The organism is Paenibacillus sp. J22P165 (assembly GCF_059692015.1).
The window spans coordinates 26,176-43,357 of the sequence record NZ_JCAUAP010000020.1; the positions used below are offsets into that span (position 1 = coordinate 26,176).

The 17,182-nt window shown below is 44.1% G+C and carries 18 protein-coding genes; 14 read left to right on the forward strand and 4 right to left on the reverse strand.

The features are described from left to right. Positions 1–84 precede the first annotated feature (84 nt). The 3 genes from msrB to thrS all read left to right on the forward strand — a co-directional run bounded on the left by msrB (position 85) and on the right by thrS (position 4,360). Positions 85–1,068: a peptide-methionine (R)-S-oxide reductase MsrB gene (gene msrB, locus AC58QM_RS32500; RefSeq protein WP_497288894.1), complete on the forward strand. Its 984-nt coding sequence runs from the start codon at positions 85–87 to the stop codon at positions 1,066–1,068. Positions 1,069–1,138: 70 nt separating this feature from the next. Then, entirely contained in the window at positions 1,139–2,026 is an 888-nt protein-coding gene (locus AC58QM_RS32505) for a multicopper oxidase family protein (RefSeq protein WP_497288895.1), read from the forward strand. A gap of 420 nt (positions 2,027–2,446) precedes the next feature. Next, a complete protein-coding gene (gene thrS, locus AC58QM_RS32510; protein WP_497288896.1) occupies positions 2,447–4,360 on the forward strand; it encodes a threonine--tRNA ligase in 1,914 nt (637 codons plus the stop codon). A 7-nt stretch (positions 4,361–4,367) separates the two neighbouring features. On the opposite strand, the gene AC58QM_RS32515 is transcribed toward thrS, so the two are convergent. Further along, a complete protein-coding gene (locus AC58QM_RS32515) occupies positions 4,368–5,258 on the reverse strand; it encodes a cation diffusion facilitator family transporter (RefSeq protein WP_497288897.1) in 891 nt (296 codons plus the stop codon). 211 nt (positions 5,259–5,469) lie between these two features. Between AC58QM_RS32515 and AC58QM_RS32520 the strand changes: the two genes are divergently transcribed. Continuing rightward, a complete protein-coding gene (locus AC58QM_RS32520; RefSeq protein ID WP_497288898.1) occupies positions 5,470–5,733 on the forward strand; it encodes an HPr family phosphocarrier protein in 264 nt (87 codons plus the stop codon). Between the two features lie 557 nt (positions 5,734–6,290). On the opposite strand, the gene AC58QM_RS32525 is transcribed toward AC58QM_RS32520, so the two are convergent. Together AC58QM_RS32525 and AC58QM_RS32530 are read right to left on the reverse strand one after the other, a co-directional pair. After that, complete coding sequence (locus AC58QM_RS32525; RefSeq protein WP_497288899.1) at positions 6,291–7,184, reverse strand: YitT family protein; 894 nt, start codon at positions 7,182–7,184, stop codon at positions 6,291–6,293. 34 nt (positions 7,185–7,218) lie between these two features. Further along, on the reverse strand, positions 7,219–7,587 hold the full coding sequence (locus AC58QM_RS32530) for a hypothetical protein (protein WP_497288900.1): 369 nt from the start codon (positions 7,585–7,587) through the stop codon (positions 7,219–7,221). 180 nt (positions 7,588–7,767) lie between these two features. On the opposite strand from AC58QM_RS32530, the gene AC58QM_RS32535 reads away from it, so the two are divergent. The 6 genes from AC58QM_RS32535 to AC58QM_RS32560 all read left to right on the forward strand — a co-directional run bounded on the left by AC58QM_RS32535 (position 7,768) and on the right by AC58QM_RS32560 (position 12,387). Then, positions 7,768–8,817: a YheC/YheD family endospore coat-associated protein gene (locus tag AC58QM_RS32535; protein ID WP_497288901.1), complete on the forward strand. Its 1,050-nt coding sequence runs from the start codon at positions 7,768–7,770 to the stop codon at positions 8,815–8,817. 57 nt (positions 8,818–8,874) lie between these two features. Then, the gene (locus AC58QM_RS32540; RefSeq protein WP_497288902.1) at positions 8,875–9,066 is read left to right on the forward strand and encodes a hypothetical protein; all 192 of its coding nucleotides are present in this window, start codon (positions 8,875–8,877) and stop codon (positions 9,064–9,066) included. Between the two features lie 228 nt (positions 9,067–9,294). Next, positions 9,295–9,603: a hypothetical protein gene (locus AC58QM_RS32545; protein WP_056621264.1), complete on the forward strand. Its 309-nt coding sequence runs from the start codon at positions 9,295–9,297 to the stop codon at positions 9,601–9,603. 15 nt (positions 9,604–9,618) lie between these two features. After that, positions 9,619–10,098 (forward strand): hypothetical protein, encoded by a 480-nt coding sequence (locus tag AC58QM_RS32550; protein ID WP_497288903.1) that lies wholly within the window; start codon positions 9,619–9,621, stop codon positions 10,096–10,098. A 144-nt stretch (positions 10,099–10,242) separates the two neighbouring features. Continuing rightward, positions 10,243–10,998, forward strand: a complete 756-nt coding sequence (hisA, locus tag AC58QM_RS32555) for a phosphoribosylformimino-5-aminoimidazole carboxamide ribotide isomerase (RefSeq protein WP_497288904.1) — start codon at positions 10,243–10,245, stop codon at positions 10,996–10,998. A 15-nt stretch (positions 10,999–11,013) separates the two neighbouring features. Further along, positions 11,014–12,387, forward strand: coding sequence for a PDZ domain-containing protein (locus AC58QM_RS32560; protein WP_497288905.1), 1,374 nt, complete (start codon positions 11,014–11,016; stop codon positions 12,385–12,387). Between the two features lie 9 nt (positions 12,388–12,396). Here the strand turns inward: AC58QM_RS32560 and AC58QM_RS32565 are convergent, their stop codons facing one another. Next, positions 12,397–13,278 (reverse strand): alpha/beta fold hydrolase, encoded by an 882-nt coding sequence (locus AC58QM_RS32565; RefSeq protein WP_497288906.1) that lies wholly within the window; start codon positions 13,276–13,278, stop codon positions 12,397–12,399. A 92-nt stretch (positions 13,279–13,370) separates the two neighbouring features. Here AC58QM_RS32565 and AC58QM_RS32570 point away from each other — a divergent pair, with 92 nt between their 5' ends. From AC58QM_RS32570 to AC58QM_RS32585, 4 genes are all read left to right on the forward strand, one after another. Further along, positions 13,371–14,924, forward strand: a complete 1,554-nt coding sequence (locus AC58QM_RS32570) for an SAM-dependent methyltransferase (RefSeq protein WP_497288907.1) — start codon at positions 13,371–13,373, stop codon at positions 14,922–14,924. Between the two features lie 104 nt (positions 14,925–15,028). Further along, on the forward strand, positions 15,029–15,934 hold the full coding sequence (locus tag AC58QM_RS32575) for an S-layer homology domain-containing protein (protein ID WP_497288908.1): 906 nt from the start codon (positions 15,029–15,031) through the stop codon (positions 15,932–15,934). Positions 15,935–16,069: 135 nt separating this feature from the next. Further along, on the forward strand, positions 16,070–16,246 hold the full coding sequence (locus AC58QM_RS32580) for a hypothetical protein (protein ID WP_497288909.1): 177 nt from the start codon (positions 16,070–16,072) through the stop codon (positions 16,244–16,246). 91 nt (positions 16,247–16,337) lie between these two features. Next, positions 16,338–17,123 carry an alpha/beta fold hydrolase gene (locus tag AC58QM_RS32585; protein ID WP_497288910.1) on the forward strand — a complete coding sequence of 262 codons (786 nt, stop codon included), beginning with the start codon at positions 16,338–16,340 and terminating at the stop codon, positions 17,121–17,123. Positions 17,124–17,182: the final 59 nt, after the last annotated feature.

Sequence of the window (17,182 nt, forward strand, 5' to 3'; positions counted from 1 at the left end):
TTCACTTGAGGAACGGTGTTTTTGGTTATCCCCGTAACTTTTGGTATGATAAGAGGATACTTTGAGAAAGAGGTGGCATGACACATGACAAATAACAATCAAGGCGTTCATTCAGATAAAGCAACTTTTGCGGGAGGGTGCTTCTGGTGTATGGTGACACCGTTTGAGTCACTTCCGGGAATTATTTCCGTTGTTTCTGGTTATATTGGCGGGCACACAAGCAATCCGACGTATGAAGAAGTCTGCTCAGAGACAACTGGGCACGCAGAAGCTGTTCAAATTACATTTGATCCCGAGTTGTATCCTTACGAAAAGTTGTTGGATACGTATTGGCGCCAAATTGATCCAACTGATGCGGGTGGACAATTCCATGATCGTGGATCATCCTATCGTACATCGATTTTTGCCCATTCTGATGAGCAGTTAGCCAAAGCCGAGGCGTCCAAAAAAGCATTGCAAGACAGTGGTCGATTCGATCGTCCCATCGTAACCGAAATCGTGCGCATTGATGCCGAAGCCTTTTACCCAGGGGAAGACTACCATCAGGACTATCATCATAAAAATCCGCTTCGCTATAAAGCGTACCGCAAAGGTTCAGGACGCGATGCGTATATTTCGCAATTTTGGAACACCGCGAAGGATAAAGAAGAGCGCAAGAAGGCACTTACACCGATCCAATACGAAGTTACACAAAACAATGCGACGGAACGTCCTTTCCAAAATGAATTTCATGACCACAAAGAAAAAGGTCTCTATGTGGATATCGTTTCTGGAGAGCCATTGTTCACATCCATAGATAAATTTGATTCTGGCTGCGGCTGGCCTAGCTTCACGAAACCATTGTTTGAAGGTCAAGTGAAAGAAGTCACAGATACGAGTCATTTCATGATTCGTACCGAAGTAAGAAGTACAGAAGCGGATTCACATCTAGGGCATGTGTTTAATGACGGTCCTGGTCCGAATGGTCTACGTTATTGTATTAACTCCGCAGCACTGCGCTTTATTCCATTGGCAGATTTGGAGAAGGAAGGTTACGGCGCCTATCTTCGATTCTTCGAAGGAAAGTAATCCGTAGGAGGTAATCCCAGGCTTTGACGCATACATTGAATTATAAAGCGTTGAAGCGGGGGGATATGCCTTGGTCGTATCACCAGATCTACAAGATCTTAGCTATGTCATGCTGCAAGGCGTGAAATTTTTTGAGTTGGTCGCAGAGCCCGTTGTTCAAGAGATTTTGCCAGGCGTGTTTTTCAAAGGGTGGGGATACAATGGCAGCATTCCGGGTCCGACGATACGTGTATGTCCTGGAGATTGGGTGACCATACGCGTACATAATCGGCTGCCGGAGGCTACCAGTGTACATTGGCATGGGCTGGATGTGCCAAATCGCATGGACGGTGTGCCGGCCGTGGAACCTTCGCCCTATATTGAGCAAGGCGAATATTTTGATTATCATTTTCAAATTATTAATCCACCTGGTACACATATGTATCACACCCATGTAGACACGGCTTTTCAAGAGCTGATGGGTTTGGGCGGAGGCTTTATTATTGAGGATCCATTCGAATGCAGTGTCCAGCGGGACTATTTCATTATGCTGTCAGAGTATCATTTACTAGGTATGGCAAAAGGTGTGGTGAAGGCTGGACATTATGAGCTGGATACGATGTCGGATCGCTTTAATTTCTTTACGATGAATGGTCGCTGTTTCCCGCATACTAGTCCGTTACCTGTCCGATTCGGGGAGGAGATGCGCGTTCGATTCGGAAATATCGGGATGAACGCGCATCCCATTCATTTCCACGGTCATCAGTTCTGGGTCACAGCAGCCGATGGGAACACCATCCCTCATTACAATCGAGAGCTGCGAAATACGATACTTGTGCCAAGCGGTGTTACGGTGGATATTGAATTTTCAGCGCAAAATCCGGGTGTTTGGCCGCTGCATTGTCATATGCCTCATCATACTTCAAACAATATGACGAAACCGACGGGTGGCATGTTCACCGTTGTTAAGTATGTGTAGACGAGAATGGTTATAATGATTTTATCCACAAACGCCTCTTGACATTAACCTGTCAGACTAGGTATTATGAGTTCCATAATCACATAACAAGTTATGATCAAAGACATGATTTTCTTCACGAACTGCCCAGAGAGAGAAGTAATAGCTGAAATCTTCTCCTGTTACCGGTTGAAAATTACCCCTTTGTAGCTGTGATGCTGAACCCATGTAGTTTCTACTATGGAAGTATGCGACACCGTCTTATCCTCGATACCGGATACTAATAAGGACTTGCATACAAGGCAAGTCGAATTAGGGTGGAACCACGAGCTAAACGCACTCGTCCCTTTCTGGGATAGAGATGCGTTTTTTTGCGTTTGATTGGAAGTTTAGATTGTATCTTTCGTACACAACTAACTGGGAAAGGGAGGCATGGAAAGCATGGAAATGGAAGTAATTTTACCAGATGGCACAAATAGGAGGTACGTACAAGGCACGACGATTGTACAAGTGGCAGAATCCATTAGTGCGAGTCTAAAGAAGCAAGCCATAGCAGGCAAAATGAATGGTAAATTGGTTGATCTCGCGCAGCAGATTGAAGCGGATAGTCATATCGAAATTATCACACTGGAAAGCAAAGAAGGATTATCCGTTTATCGACACAGCACAGCTCATGTGCTCGCGCAGGCGCTCAAACGCTTGTATGGCCAGCAAGCAATTAAGCTGGGTATTGGACCCGTCATCGAAGATGGTTTTTACTATGACATCGATATTGATAACCCATTATCTACAGATGATCTAAGGGCTATTGAAGCTGAGATGAACCATATTATTCAGGAGAACATCCCGATTGTTGGCCGAGTGGTCAGCCGGGAAGAGGCGATGGAAACTTTTGAACAGGCAGATGAATCTTATAAGCTAGAACTCATCCGTGAGTTGCCGGAAGATGTAAAGATTACGATTTATGATCAAGGTGAATTCTTCGATCTATGCCGAGGCCCTCATCTCCCATCAACTGGTTATATAAAGGCTTTTAAACTCCTTCAAGTCGCAGGGGCGTATTGGCGGGGAGACGCTAAGAATAAGATGCTGCAGCGGATCTATGGCACAGCTTTCTTGAAGAAAGCGCAGCTAGATGAGCACCTGCATTTGCTTGAGGAAGCTAAGAAACGTGACCATCGCAAGCTTGGAAAAGAACTGGAGCTCTTTATGTTCTCAGAAGAAGCGCCGGGAATGCCTTTCTATTTGCCCAAGGGGATGATCCTTCGCAACGAACTTGAGAATTTCGCTCGTGAGCTGCAGCGTCTGAGAGATTATAACGAAGTACGTACTCCTCTGATGATGAATAATCGCATTTGGGAGGAGTCAGGTCACTGGGATCACTATAAAGACAATATGTACTTTACAAATGTAGATGATACAAAGTTCGCACTTAAACCGATGAATTGCCCAGGACATATGCTTATTTATAAAAATAGCTTACACTCCTACAGGGAATTGCCTATTCGCCTATCGGAATTCGGTCAAGTACATCGTCATGAGTTTTCAGGGGCGCTGAATGGGATGATGCGTGTACGTACTTTTTGTCAGGATGATGCCCATCTCTTCGTTTTGCCCGAACAAATTGAAGAAGAAATCGGACGCGTCATTGAACTGATTGCGCACGTATATCACGTGTTTGGCTTCCAGTATCGGATTGAGTTGTCCACACGACCAGATGATTTCATGGGCTCAAGCAAGCTATGGGATCAGGCAGAGCAGTCTTTGCAGCATGTGTTGGATAAAAGAGGGATTGACTATCGCGTCAATGCGGGTGATGGTGCTTTTTATGGGCTCAAAATCGATTTTCACATCTTGGACGCCTTAAAACGGAGCTGGCAGTGTGGAACGATCCAGTTGGATTTCCAAATGCCTGAGAAATTTGATTTATCTTACATCGGGGATGATAATCTCAAACACCGGCCAGTCGTGATACATCGGGCAGTTTATGGTTCGATTGACAGATTTATTGGGATTTTAACAGAGCATTATGCAGGAGCCTTCCCATTGTGGATAGCACCTGTACAAGTGAAAGTATTGCCAGTTTCCGATCACTACCTGGACTATGCGCTGCAAGTGAAAACCTCTCTTGAGGAAGCGGGAATACGGGTGGAGGTAGATGCGCGGACGGAGAAATTAGGGTATAAGATTCGCGAAGCTCAGCTTGAAAAAGTCACATACATGATGATCGTTGGTGAAAATGAAAAAAACTCCGGCAGCGTCTCCGTTAGAAAAAGGGGAGAAGGCGATCTTGGTGTAAGTTCGCTGCCAGAGATTGTAGAGAAAATCACTTCAGAAATTCGAGTGAAGGGCTAACAACCTTTCACTCCTCATACCAGGGATTCAAATGAATCAAGACTTCGTCCACATCGCTGTGTTGATCCATAATCGATTTTTTTATCGCACGTGAGATGTCATGTCCTTCTTGAATGGTCAGCTCACCTGGAACAGAGATGCGTGCATCGACCAAAATATAGTGTCCATGCTCTCTCGCACGAACACGATCAATACGCTTAACCTGAGGAACCGCTTCGATCAACGCCGTAAATTGCGAAAGCATGTGTTGATCGACGGTTTTTTCCATGAGAATATCGAAGGATTCTTTGGCCATCTCTGCACCTAATTTCAAAACCAAGAGAGAAACAATTACCCCGGCAGCTGCATCACCGTAAGCCAGCCAGTAAATGTCATAGGCTTTGCCGATAAACGCCAAACCAATCCCGACTACAGCCGCAATCGAAGCATACACATCAGCCATATGATCGTGAGCAGTTGCGATTAAGCTTTTGCTATTCGTACTGCGTCCGATTCGCATGGTGTACACATAAAGTACATATTTCCAAATCACAGAAACGGCTGAGGCGATTAGAGCAATTAGACTTGGTGCACTCGGTTCATGGAATAGCGCGGCAACCGCGTGGTACCCGATATAAAGGGCGGCAGTTACGAGGATAAACGCAACGAAACCTGAGCCTAGTACTTCAGCTTTACCATGACCGTAGGGATGATCTTCATCGGCGGGGAGCTTGGAAATCCGCATTGCACTTAGTGCGGCTATGGTTGCGATGATGTCTCCAGCATTATGAACACCGTCCGCGAGAAGAACTTCACTGTGAAAAATGAGACCAATAATAATTTTGATGATCGTTAATAGAATATTACTGATGAGTGAAAGCCAAATAGCCCAAACCGATGATTTGTTGTTAGTATGCATGAATGATGACCTCCTGCAGAAGTGTTTCCCGAAGGAAAAAAAATCCCTCGACCACAGGTCGGGGGATTGGGCTGGTTTTTTTGTGGGAATCTAGTAAACTATCAATAAATGGCATATTCAACACTTCACTTTTCACAAATATCTTTGTATAATACCACACATAATGACAATCCACAAACCGCCAAATGTCATGGAAAGGAAGTCGAGCAGCATGCGTGTACATGAATTTATGGTTGCAAAAGATTTAGAAAGAAGCGATTTATCTACCATTTCTACGAAATCGTCTCATTTTATTTCGGATATCACACTCGACTTTCAATTTGATGAGAAGCATCATAAGGTTGATGTGAAAAGTGTATTAGGGATGTTGTTAGTTCCCATCAAAGCAGGCACTACACTGCGTTTGCTTACGAGAGGCAAAGATGAAGAAGAGGCCATGCACTATATCTTTGACTTATTTCGAATGTTTTGTTGATGACTTGTCCGTATGCGCTTACATATCACGAGATAACGGATCTGGAGGCAATGCTCCTATTAAGCGGTGACGGCTCTGTGTTCTGCTGCCACGGCTCTTAGTACGCGAAAGGTGCCCTTGACCTTATGGGAGGCGGCTCGGCGCGTGACGGGCGAGCAGGGCACGCTCTGTGGACGGTGAGGGTAAACCGTACGTGGAAGTTGTGGCTGCTGGCAACCATGACGGCAAGTTCCTTCGCGAATTCATGCGCTGAAGCGCATAAAAAAGCCTACAATCCACACAATGGTGGGATTGTAGGCTTTTCAGTGTGTCTTTCCGCTAGCTAACTGGAAAATCTCCAGTTAATATCACGATTTTTCACAGAAATTTGTGTTTAAATGGATTTCCTACAGTTAATTTGCCCGTTATCTACGTTTTGGAGTCGTCGATACCAATTTAGCTGCATGTTATCCAGTTATTCGTTTTTAAAGCATGATTTGAGTGAAATTAACTGTACCAAATCCAGTTATTTCCAACATCAGGAAAAAAGGTGCGGCGCAGAATGGTGTGCGATCCGATTAATGAATATCCTTCTTCTTAAACCGTCCGCCCTTCACATCATGGATATTCCCGATGGCAAGGAAAGCCTTGGGATCTAAGTCGTCGACAATAGATTTAAGTTTTGCTTCTTCCAGCCGCGTAATGACGCTGAAAATGACTTTTTTATCATCGCCTGTGAACGCGCCTTCGCCTTTGAGATACGTAACTCCACGTCCCAGACGGTTGGTAATGGAATCCCCGATTTTCTCATATTCATCGCTGATTATCCAAACGGATTTGGATTGATCAAGACCCTCTATCGTGATATCAATCATTTTATAAGCAATATAATAGGCAATTAGAGAATACATGGCACGATCCCAACCAAATACAAATCCTGCGCTGGCAAGAATGAACAAGTTGAAAAACATGACAATTTCGCCTACAGAGAAAGCAGTCTTTTTACTAAATAAAATAGCAACAATTTCCGTTCCGTCAAGCGAGCCGCCTGATCGAATAACGAGCCCGACGCCAATACCAACGATAATCCCACCGAATACAGCGGCTAACAAAGGATCGATGGTGATGGCTTTAACAGGATGAAGTAAAGATGTACCAATCGACATGATAATAACCGAGAAAGTGGTTGATATAGCAAAGGTTTTGCCAATTTGCTTATAACCGAGTAAGACAAAAGGCAGATTGAGCAGAACGAGAAATAAGCCAATAGGGAAGCCAGATAAATGAGATACAATAATGGAAATCCCTACAATACCGCCATCAATAATATGATTCGGAACTAAGAATATTTCCAATCCAATGGATACTAGAGCGGCACCAATAATCATAAAAAGAATTCTGCGTGCGAATTTCAAACGTGTTAATTTCTGATGTTGTGCATGTGCATGTGCTTGTGCTTGTGAATTAGCCATGAAAGTTTCCTCTTTTCCTCATCATTCAATTTCGTTACTTTAATGAGTAAGAAGGAATGAGGCCCGCATAACAAGAGGTGAACTTGAGGAACGCAAGTAGGATCACTTTCAGCTTTTTCCAGAAAAGATGAGTTAGAAATACGATGAAAACGACGAAAATCGTTATCTCATATTGCTTGTGAAACTGGTCAAACAGGTAGATCGTATTCTCATAAAAATGGATGATTTCCTTCGATGGCGGTTGCTGTTGAATCGTTAAGACCTGAGTGGAATTGGCTGAAATTAAAACATCAGTCTCGACCGTAGTATGGTTGGAGATAGGAGGTGTTAAAGGAAAGACGAATAATGCGAGAATCAGCCAGACCATAATTGTCCAACAGCATCTGCGTGTTAAAGGGTTCACGTACATCCCCTCCAGACAATGTGAATCCAAATTTGCTTGAATTGTAGCATTTCACTTCCCATGAGTCAAACTAGAATATATGTAAGAACGGAATCTCGCGATTTCCATACGTGAATGAGGACCCTTTAGGCCTATGTTGCATACAGTAGTAGGATGAACCTAAGTGGGAGTGGTGAAATTGTGCGTAATGTAATCGGCATCCTCCTTGATCGAAAAACGTATCTTGGCATTCTACAGAAGCAAACCGGATATGAGCATATTGACTACTATAATAAAGCGGCAATTGAGCTTGAGATGACGCCATTTTACATGTGTTTAAAGCACATTAGCACGAAGACCGCCCTAGGCTTATGTTATGAGAATAAAAAGTACACGTTGAAGCGGCTGCCAATTCCAAAAGTCATTCACAACCGCGCGATGACACTTTCCTCTTATTCACAAAAGAAACTTAAAGACCTAGCGAAGATAAGCCGAATTTTCAATGGTCAAAATAGACATGATAAACTTCGCATTCATCGGATGTTACGTGGAAGTTCCGGAAGCTCGGCATTTCTTCCTAGTACTATGGCATACACACGTAATAATCTGGGTAAGGCAATAAGCCGGTATGACTCCTTTTTCGTCAAGCCTACCAATAGTTCTGTAGGAATAGGTGTCCTGAAAGTGTCTGCGATGCCCGATCAGATATGGCAGGTATGGTGGAGTAAACAAATTCCTAAGCAACTGAATAAAGAACAAACGATTGATTTTATAGATGATAAAGTCAGGGGACAATCCTATTTGATTCAAAAAACAATTCCTCTTGCGATGTATGAAGGCCGTCCCTATGATTTGCGCGTATCTGTACAACGTGGCGACAAAGGACAGTGGGGTGTAACAGGAATCGCTGGTAAGATTGCTGCAAATGGCCGACATGTCACGAATTTGGCTAGGGGTGGAGAAGCCATGATCTGCGAAAATTTGTTTCGAAGTAATGGTTTTGACCCCGTACAGAAAAGGGAACAGGTTGTGAAAGCAGCTTTACAGATCGCAGAAAGCTTAAGCGAAAAAATCCCATCTATGTCTGATGTCGGGATGGATATCGGCATTGATGATCAAGGCGAAATTTGGCTTATTGAAATTAATGGCAGGGATCAGCGTTATCAATATAAGCATTTAAATTTGAATAAAACATTTTATCGAACGTATGAGACCCCGATGCTGTATGCGAAATATTTACTGGGCAAGTGAATCCAATAAGATGTCGGCGTAGATAGTTAACCTGTATTGAAAAGGTGGAGTGGGGATGTGAGTGATCGAGTACTCGTCATCAAAATGAATTTATTACCCTGGTATAACGAGCTTGATGATCGTTTGGAAGTCATGCATCAAACTTTTCCTGAAGAAGTACGTCAGCGAATTTTGACATTTGGCGAATTTCGAATCATCTCGATTAATCGTGCTAAAACACGCATTAGACGAATTTCTCAAAAAGCTTAGTGCCATTTGTGCGTAGAAATTAGGTAAATGTGGCATAATTAGTATAGAAGCAATACCCGTAGAGGCAGGGAAATACCTGCTTCTTTTTGTGTACAGAAAATGAATTTGGCTTTAGTGTTGCTTCATACCCCTATAAACAAGTAAAATAGAAGTGAAGCATTATTCGTTCGATGTAGGCTTTTACCCACAAGCAAATACAGGGTGTACAGGAAAAGGGGACATTTAAAAGTGAACGTTCATTTAAATTTTACAAACAAGGGCAAAGTGGTAATCGAAAATTTCAATAATGAGGAGCTCATTGAAATTTTTAGTCGTTATATTAACACGTTAACGAAGAAGTACGCAGTTGATATTACGGTGCCAGCTGAAGCAAATCAGAATATCGTCCAAGATGGTTCATTTAAAGTTGTTCTTTCGAATGTACAATGTGATGTTGAGACTTTTTTCAAAGAGCTTGGGAGAGATATTAAAGTGCCCCTGAAGAAGAGAGCGGACGGTAAGTTGGAGAATGTGTTCAAAATTCAAGTGATCGATTAAGTTACGGGGGCATGTATGCTTAGTTTAGACGAAAAGCTAGAAATTGCAGCATCCTTCCCTGAGTTGCAGCGTAAGGATGTTTCACTGGGACGAATCAATTTTCATTATCTAGAAAGTGACTATGAGAAGACAACAGTTCTTTATCATCTTCACCCGAATGGAAATGGATTTGTGTATGCCGAATACATCCCAGGTTGTACGGTAGATGCCAAAGGATTAATTAACATTCGGGATTATAGTGAAGACGAGCTTCGTGATATCATCGCGAAGTCGATTCAGTCTTTAACTCGCAGCGGTAGTCCTAAGATTGCGAAGGTCGAGGAAACGCAAGACTCGCAAGAAGAGATCTGGGTAGATGAGGATGGCAACACATTGAGCGTTACGTTCGTAGAGGATTTATGGTATATCTACGCGGGAGAGAACCTTGATTGTGCCTTTGAGTCCTATGAAGAAGTACAAGAGTATTTGGAAGAAGAAGGCTTCGATAAGAAGTAATTCTAACCTGTAAGCCCTCCTTGGAGGGCTTTTTTGGTATCTCGTGCATCTCTGTCGTCCAAGATGGACGGAGCAGCTGTTTATTTTGTATACTAGATGGAAAATCGTACAAGAATTACGAAGATCAAAGGGGAAACATACGTCATGAAATTTAGACCATGCATCGATCTACATAATGGGAAAGTGAAGCAGATTGTAGGAGAAACTTTGGGTGGCGAGGGCCAGCCTGTTGTTGAAAATTTTGTATCCTCATATGATGCAGTGTATTACGCAGAAATGTTCAAAAAAGATCGCTTAACTGGCGGTCATGTCATCATGCTTGGCGAGGGGAACAAGGAAGAAGCGCTCAGAGCGCTTGGAGCATACCCTGGCGGCCTGCAAGTCGGGGGAGGCATACAAGCGGATAATGCGAGCTTTTATCTGGAGCAAGGGGCCTCACATGTCATCGTGACGTCTTACATTTTCCGTGATGGCCAGCTGAATATGGATCATTTAGAACGCATTGTTGCGGCAATCGGCAAAGAGAAACTAGTCATTGATCTTAGCTGCAAGGAAAAAGACGGCAAATGGTATGTGGCGACGAATCAATGGAAACAGTTAAGTGATGTGGAATTGAATCAGGAGACAATTCAGTTCTTCGAACAGTATTGTGACGAGTTTCTTATTCATGCGGTGGATGTCGAAGGCAAGCAAAGTGGTATTCAACAAAGCCTCGTAAGCGCCTTAGCCGAGTGGGTTACAATACCTACAACATATGCTGGGGGAGCGCGTTCATTTGAAGATGTAGCTCTGTTTAGAAAGCTTTCCCAAGGGAAACTGGATATAACGATTGGGAGTGCGCTTGATATTTTCGGCGGTAGGCTCTCTTATGATGAGGTTGTCCAACAGTTAAGCAGGTAAAAAAGGATGTGTGCAATGGCGATTTGGCACAAGCTGTACTACTGGGGACTTGGTATCATCCTCCTGTTAATTATGATTGGAGAACTCGTCTGGCTGCCAGATCCGTTAAGATGGGGAACGCGCTTCTATTGGATAGATCTTATAGATCTGCTAATCTACGCGATTGCACTTGTTCCTTTATTATGGATGATAGCGGCTCTCTTGCATCTAAAAGCGTCACATTCACGCAGGTTGAAGGTATTTCGCGGCCTTATCAGTTTGGTCTGTTTGTGTAGTACGGTTATCGTGATCACGATGCCCAAAAAACTGGAATTCTCAGCTTCTGCTTTGATTCTTAGCTTGCTGCTTATCCTTACAGATATGTTCCTGCACGAGAGAAGGAAACGTAAGGTGCCACGCCAGAGTATCATCGTGGTTGGCGTGACACTGAGTCTCTTACTGCTGATGTTGTGGCCTACTTCCTACTTAGTTACTTATCCGGGGATAACGCTTAACATGAATCGCTATGCACAGGCCGAAGGCGGTTCCAAGCATGGAGATATTTCAGGTGTGCTCATTTTCGAGCGGCCTGCCTTCCCGATGGATTGGTTGTATGCGAAGCTTTTTAAAGATTACACGTTTGAAAAGATTGAATCGTTAGGCATGTCGATCAGTGAATATAATCAGGAAGTACGCACGATGAAGGAAGATGCGAATGCCGCGGGGAGTGCCATTGCCTTCCAAAAAGTGGGTTTAGGCAAAGGCATTCTACCGGAAGGTGTACGAATAACAGCTGTCTTGCAGAATTCACAAGCCTCGGAAGTGCTGCAACCCAGCGATGTGATTACCGTATTGAATGGGCATCCCATCACAATGGTTCAGGAACTAAGTGAGCAAATGCAAGCGATTAAACCTGGCGAATCGATCAAACTCTCGGTCATTCGGAGCGGTAAGAAGCTTGAGGTAACCGTTCCTACGCGCGCGAGCACAGACGATCCAAAACGAGCATCTATCGGAATTATGATTGCAAATGAGCTCAGATATGATATACCTGAGCACGTGACCTATCACAATTACCTGTTGCATGAGGGTGGACCGTCCCATGGAGCCATGCTGGCGCTCACGCTAATAGACCAACTGACCCCGTGTGGGGTCACGTATGGTCATCACGTTGCAGGGACGGGAACGATCGAACCAGACGGCTCTATCGGGCCCGTTGGCGGACTCGTTCAGAAAGCCTACACCGTAAGTCGCACGAATGCGGATGTGTTCTTCGTCCCGATCGCGAATGAAGCTGATGCAAGAAAAGGCGCAGGCGATCTACCGATCGTTCCCGTGCGCAATCTTGATGATATTCTGAATTGGCTGAAGGCCAATCCGAAGACAGGGGCATCAGCTTGCTCGTCATAACCGTACGGGTTAATCACGGGAAGCTTCATAAATCTTGGCAGCAATGAGCTTAGGCTCATATTGAGGCGTCGTCATATGGTCACCATGGACTTGCAGGAAGCGGAAGATACCTAGCCTGCTGGACATGTGTGGATGCCAACCATAGTTGGGATCGCCAAAAGGAATCACATTATCTTCTGTGATGTGGATATAGCTTTTGGGAATAGAAAGGCTATAGAATTTCTTCAAATCTAACTTCTCGAATAAAGGGCCAGCGGGCTCTGGTGATGCTTTGCTATAAATGCGTTTGGCTTGCTCCAGCGTTCCTAAATTCGTAAACGTTTCTCTAAATAGTTCAAATGGCAGCATGAGCGTGTTGTTTTTGGAGCTTTCTACTAGGTGTTTAAACTGTTCCGTAATTTGAGGAGGGAACTCATCGGCGGCTCTACCGCCGTCTTTGAGAACGAAGGCATTCAGAAATACCAGTCGCTTCAAGCGGTCTGGAACGAGTTCTGCTACTTTTTGAATCAAAGTACCTCCGAAGCTGTGTGCAACCAGGACAACGTTATGCAGATTATGAGATATGATGAAATCGGCGATCGATTTGGACATCATCGCATGTGTGACATTTTTATTGGGGTCAGCGCCATGTCCTGGATATTCAGGGACGTAGACGGTATGACCTTTTTTGCTTAACTCAGAAGCGATGCCAGCCCAAAAGCTAGTGTCCGCCCACGAGCCATGGACAAGTACGAACGTAAGCGGCTGCTCTTTGGCCCGGTAAGAGGAATCCTCTTCTTGGTACCATGGGGAAGGCGTATAAGGCCAATTCGATGGCGTATAAGTGGATTGATACGGGTTTGGCCATGATGAAGGGCCGTAATTGGGGTAATGCTCATTCAGGTATGTCATTGTGGTCTTCCTCTCGCGTAGTGATATATTACTATATGCCCAGATGACATTTGTGCGATTGGAATTTGAATGTGAAGGGAATTGTGCTGAGAATGACACAGATGGAGCCTACAATGTATCGATTTAGCGAAGCACCTATTTGGGAGCTTCAGCGTTCCTACTATGAGGAACAGGGCATAACGGCATGGCAAAGTGGCGATGTGCCGCAATACATAACAAGTAACCGTGTAATGGCAATTTCGTACGCGGAGATGATATTCGCTTTCTTGCAAGATCGAGCTAAAATCGGTGAGTTAACAGAGCGTGTAATGATTCTAGAGCTCGGAGCGGGATCGGGTCAATTCGCTTTTTATGTGCTGCAAGAATTAACGAAGTTGATTGAAATCGCAGGCATTCCTTTGCCACCATTTCGCTATGTGATGAGTGACTTGGCCGAGAAAAATGTGACGTTCTGGCGTCAACATGCTGGTCTAGCGCCGTTTGTAGAGCTTGGCGTACTTGATTTTGCTAGATTTGACGCGGTTCAGGATAAGGATATTTATTTACAACATGTTGGCGAACACGTTGGGCCTGGAGATTTGGTGCAGCCTTTAGTAATTGTGGCGAATTATTTTTTCGATAGCCTGCCGCAGGAATTAATTTATATTGAAGATCACAACGTGTATGATTGCCAGATTTCACTGCAATTTCCGGAGGGAGCTCAGGATTGGAGTGCGTCCCAACAGTTGAAAGAGGTCGTAGGGAGCTACCATTATCAACGGGAACAAGCCTATGATGACGATGCTTACCCTTATCGTGAATTATTGGATGTGTATCGACAACACGTATCCGATTCGCACATTCTGTTACCCGAAGTTAGTTTAAGGTGTTTAGCGCGATTAGAGGCGTTATCTCACAACGGTTTCATGTTATTGACAGCTGATAAAGGCGATCATCGCTTAGAAAGTTGGGAATATAATGAGCCGCCGAAGCTGATTCATCATGGCAGTATTTCACTCACGGCGAATTATCACGCGATAAGCTATGTATGTGAAGCGAAGGGAGCTCAGTCGCTTTTCACGAAGCATCCGTATACGTATTTAAACATTGGCTGTATTCTTCATTTCTCGGATCCTGCCACCTATGGGTTAACGCGTCTAGCGTATGAAAGATGTGTGGAACGCTTTGGTCCGGATGATTTTTTTAATCTCAAGGAAGCCTTCGATACACAAATAGAACAGAAATCGATGCCTCAACTTCTAGCGCTGTGGCGTTTAAGTGGCTATGATACGCAATTTTTACTACCAAGTACGAAGCATCTTATACATTTAATTCCAGAATGTGGGGAACATGAATGGATAGCCCTTCAGCAAGGAATTCATCGGATGTGGGCACATTATTATCCAATGGATGGGAATACAGATGTTGCGCTAGCCTGTGGGATCCTCTTGTATCAAATGGATTTGTATCAGGATGCGATCCCTTATTTTGAGCGTACGCAGCCCACGTTGGATCATGATGCAACCGTACTCTATGAGATGGCGGTATGTTATTACGAGTTGGGGCAAGATGATGCGGCAAAACAATTCGTGGACCGAACCATTGCGATCCAGCCAGAGCATGAGGAAGCACTTGCCTTACGTGAACTGCTACTTACTTTGGAATAAAAGTTGACAGGTGGCTGCAACAATCTCGTTGCTCCTCACGTTAGGAAGGTAACCATACCAAATGGTAGTAAAAACTGCCAACCGAAAATGAGAGGAGCACGAGCATGAAAAAAATAGCAGCACTAAGCTTATCGATCCTACTAGGCAGTATGTTGACATTCGGTTCCGCTTACGCGTTTACAGATTTGGAAGAGGGACAAGCAACCGCGGTACTAGCTTTAAAAGAACGAGGTATCGTCAGTGGCTTTGATAACTTGCATTTCGTGCCGAAGGGTAAAATCAGCTATGCACAAAGTGTCCAAATGATCGTTAAAGGTCTGAACCTCAATTTGGATAATATGAAGTTCATTAAACAACCATTAGCATCGGACAGTTATTCCAATATCCCGAATGATTCTTGGTATGCCAATGCGTTCGTTATTGCCCATTACCACAATCTAGACATTCCGAAAGATGTGAATCCGAATGCGACGATAACACGCGAACAATTTGGGAATCTCTTAGTTAAAGCGCTTGAAACCAAAGGTCAATTTCCTCTGGTGAAAATGTATATCCCAATCCATGATGAAGATCAACTTACCGTGGATTACCAAGGAACAATTCAAAGATTGCTGCTCTACAAAATCACGTCTCTGGATGGGAATGGCAACTTCAAGCCCAAGTCGGAGCTAACTAGAGGAGAAGCCGCGAACTGGTTATACAATGCCATTCGTGTGCTAGAGACGCATGTGCAGAAACCACCACAAGTAGAAGAAGTCAAAGTATCGATTGAAAAAGTAAACGCTGATGTGAATAAAGTGACACTTTCTCGAGGTGAGAAACCAAATGCTGGCTACGGAATTAGCATAGACAGCATCGAATTTCAGACAGAGGGTCAAGCAATTGTGAAATATACGTTACTGGATCCAAAACCTGATCACATGTATGCGCAAGTCATAACCGAAGCGAAGGCTGAAACCTATGTATCTTCGAAATATGAAGTGAAAGCAGAAGTTAGCGGAGTAAAATAAGACCTCTCAAGGCTGTCATCCGATGTGGATGGCGGCTTTTTATTTTGTGCGTTTACCCCCCTGTATTCGAACTGTGCAAGCTCGTACTCTCTCACATAGGATATAGCATCCTCTATCAGATGGGTGGTGAGAGATATGAAAACAGTGAACTATTACACGTTAGCATTAGGTTTGTTAGGTGCGGCCAAATTAATTTTGGATGCATTCGGTATGAATATTATTACGGATGAGACAGCGAATGCGATTGCCAACGGTGTTGCTGCTTTACTTTCTGTGGTCGGTGTCTATACGAACCATCAAAAAGAGCAGTAATTCGCCTAACACCATCTTGCGTTGACACCGATACCAGCCTAGATGAATATCGTAATGGACAGATAAGATTTCCATAACGGAGGCGTCAGACGTGGGATACTTTGTGCAAGTGGCAGATGGTGTGAAACTATTTATCGAAGATTTAAATCCAAAAGGGACGAAGACCATCCTATTTATTCATGGGTGGCCTTTGTCTCATACACAATTTGAGTATCAATTTAATGTACTCCCTGGCCTGGGGTATCGTTGTATAGGGATAGATTGGCGGGGCTTTGGGCAATCGGATAAACCGGTGGATGGGTATACTTATGATCAACTAGCCGATGATTTGCATGCCGTGATTCTAGCGTTGAAGTTGGAAGAAATCACACTTGCGGGTCACTCAACGGGTGGAGCAATCGCAATCCGCTATATGGCTAGGCATCATGGAAAAGGCGTGTCGAAGCTCGTGTTAATCGATGCAGCAGCGCCTACGGGCTTTACGAATGAAACGGCGGCGGCACTATTGAAACAGAATGCTAACGATCGTGCTAATATGCTGCAACATGGTGTAACGGATATCTTCTTCTTTCAATATATCACGCAGCGATTCTCCGATTGGTTCTTTCAAATGGGGCTAGAAGCAGCCAGTTGGTCAACCGCGGCGGTAATACGCTTGCTGCGAGATGAGAATGTGGCTGCCGATCTAAGTCGAATTCAAGTACCAACCTTGATCGTTCATGGGATTCATGACAAGGTCATTCCATATCCGCAAGCGGTCGAGATGAATCAACGTATTCCGAACTCTCAGCTTATACCTTTTCATTACAGTGGACACGGTGGATTCTGGGAGGAAAGAGATCGATTCAATTATGTGCTCACGCAGTTTATTGGATAAGCGGGCCTCCCCTCAAGGGAGGCTTTTAGGTATTCTGGATATCGGATTTGAAATAAATA

Coding starts and splice junctions, on each gene's coding strand:
- msrB (WP_497288894.1), top strand. CDS start 85: ATGACAAATAACAATCAAGGCGTTCATTCAGATAAAGCAACTTTTGCG.
- thrS (WP_497288896.1), top strand. CDS start 2,447: ATGGAAATGGAAGTAATTTTACCAGATGGCACAAATAGGAGGTACGTA.
- AC58QM_RS32515 (WP_497288897.1), bottom strand. CDS start 5,258: ATGCATACTAACAACAAATCATCGGTTTGGGCTATTTGGCTTTCACTC.
- AC58QM_RS32520 (WP_497288898.1), top strand. CDS start 5,470: ATGCGTGTACATGAATTTATGGTTGCAAAAGATTTAGAAAGAAGCGAT.
- AC58QM_RS32525 (WP_497288899.1), bottom strand. CDS start 7,184: ATGGCTAATTCACAAGCACAAGCACATGCACATGCACAACATCAGAAA.
- AC58QM_RS32550 (WP_497288903.1), top strand. CDS start 9,619: ATGCTTAGTTTAGACGAAAAGCTAGAAATTGCAGCATCCTTCCCTGAG.
- hisA (WP_497288904.1), top strand. CDS start 10,243: ATGAAATTTAGACCATGCATCGATCTACATAATGGGAAAGTGAAGCAG.
- AC58QM_RS32560 (WP_497288905.1), top strand. CDS start 11,014: ATGGCGATTTGGCACAAGCTGTACTACTGGGGACTTGGTATCATCCTC.
- AC58QM_RS32565 (WP_497288906.1), bottom strand. CDS start 13,278: ATGACATACCTGAATGAGCATTACCCCAATTACGGCCCTTCATCATGG.
- AC58QM_RS32570 (WP_497288907.1), top strand. CDS start 13,371: ATGACACAGATGGAGCCTACAATGTATCGATTTAGCGAAGCACCTATT.
- AC58QM_RS32575 (WP_497288908.1), top strand. CDS start 15,029: ATGAAAAAAATAGCAGCACTAAGCTTATCGATCCTACTAGGCAGTATG.
- AC58QM_RS32580 (WP_497288909.1), top strand. CDS start 16,070: ATGAAAACAGTGAACTATTACACGTTAGCATTAGGTTTGTTAGGTGCG.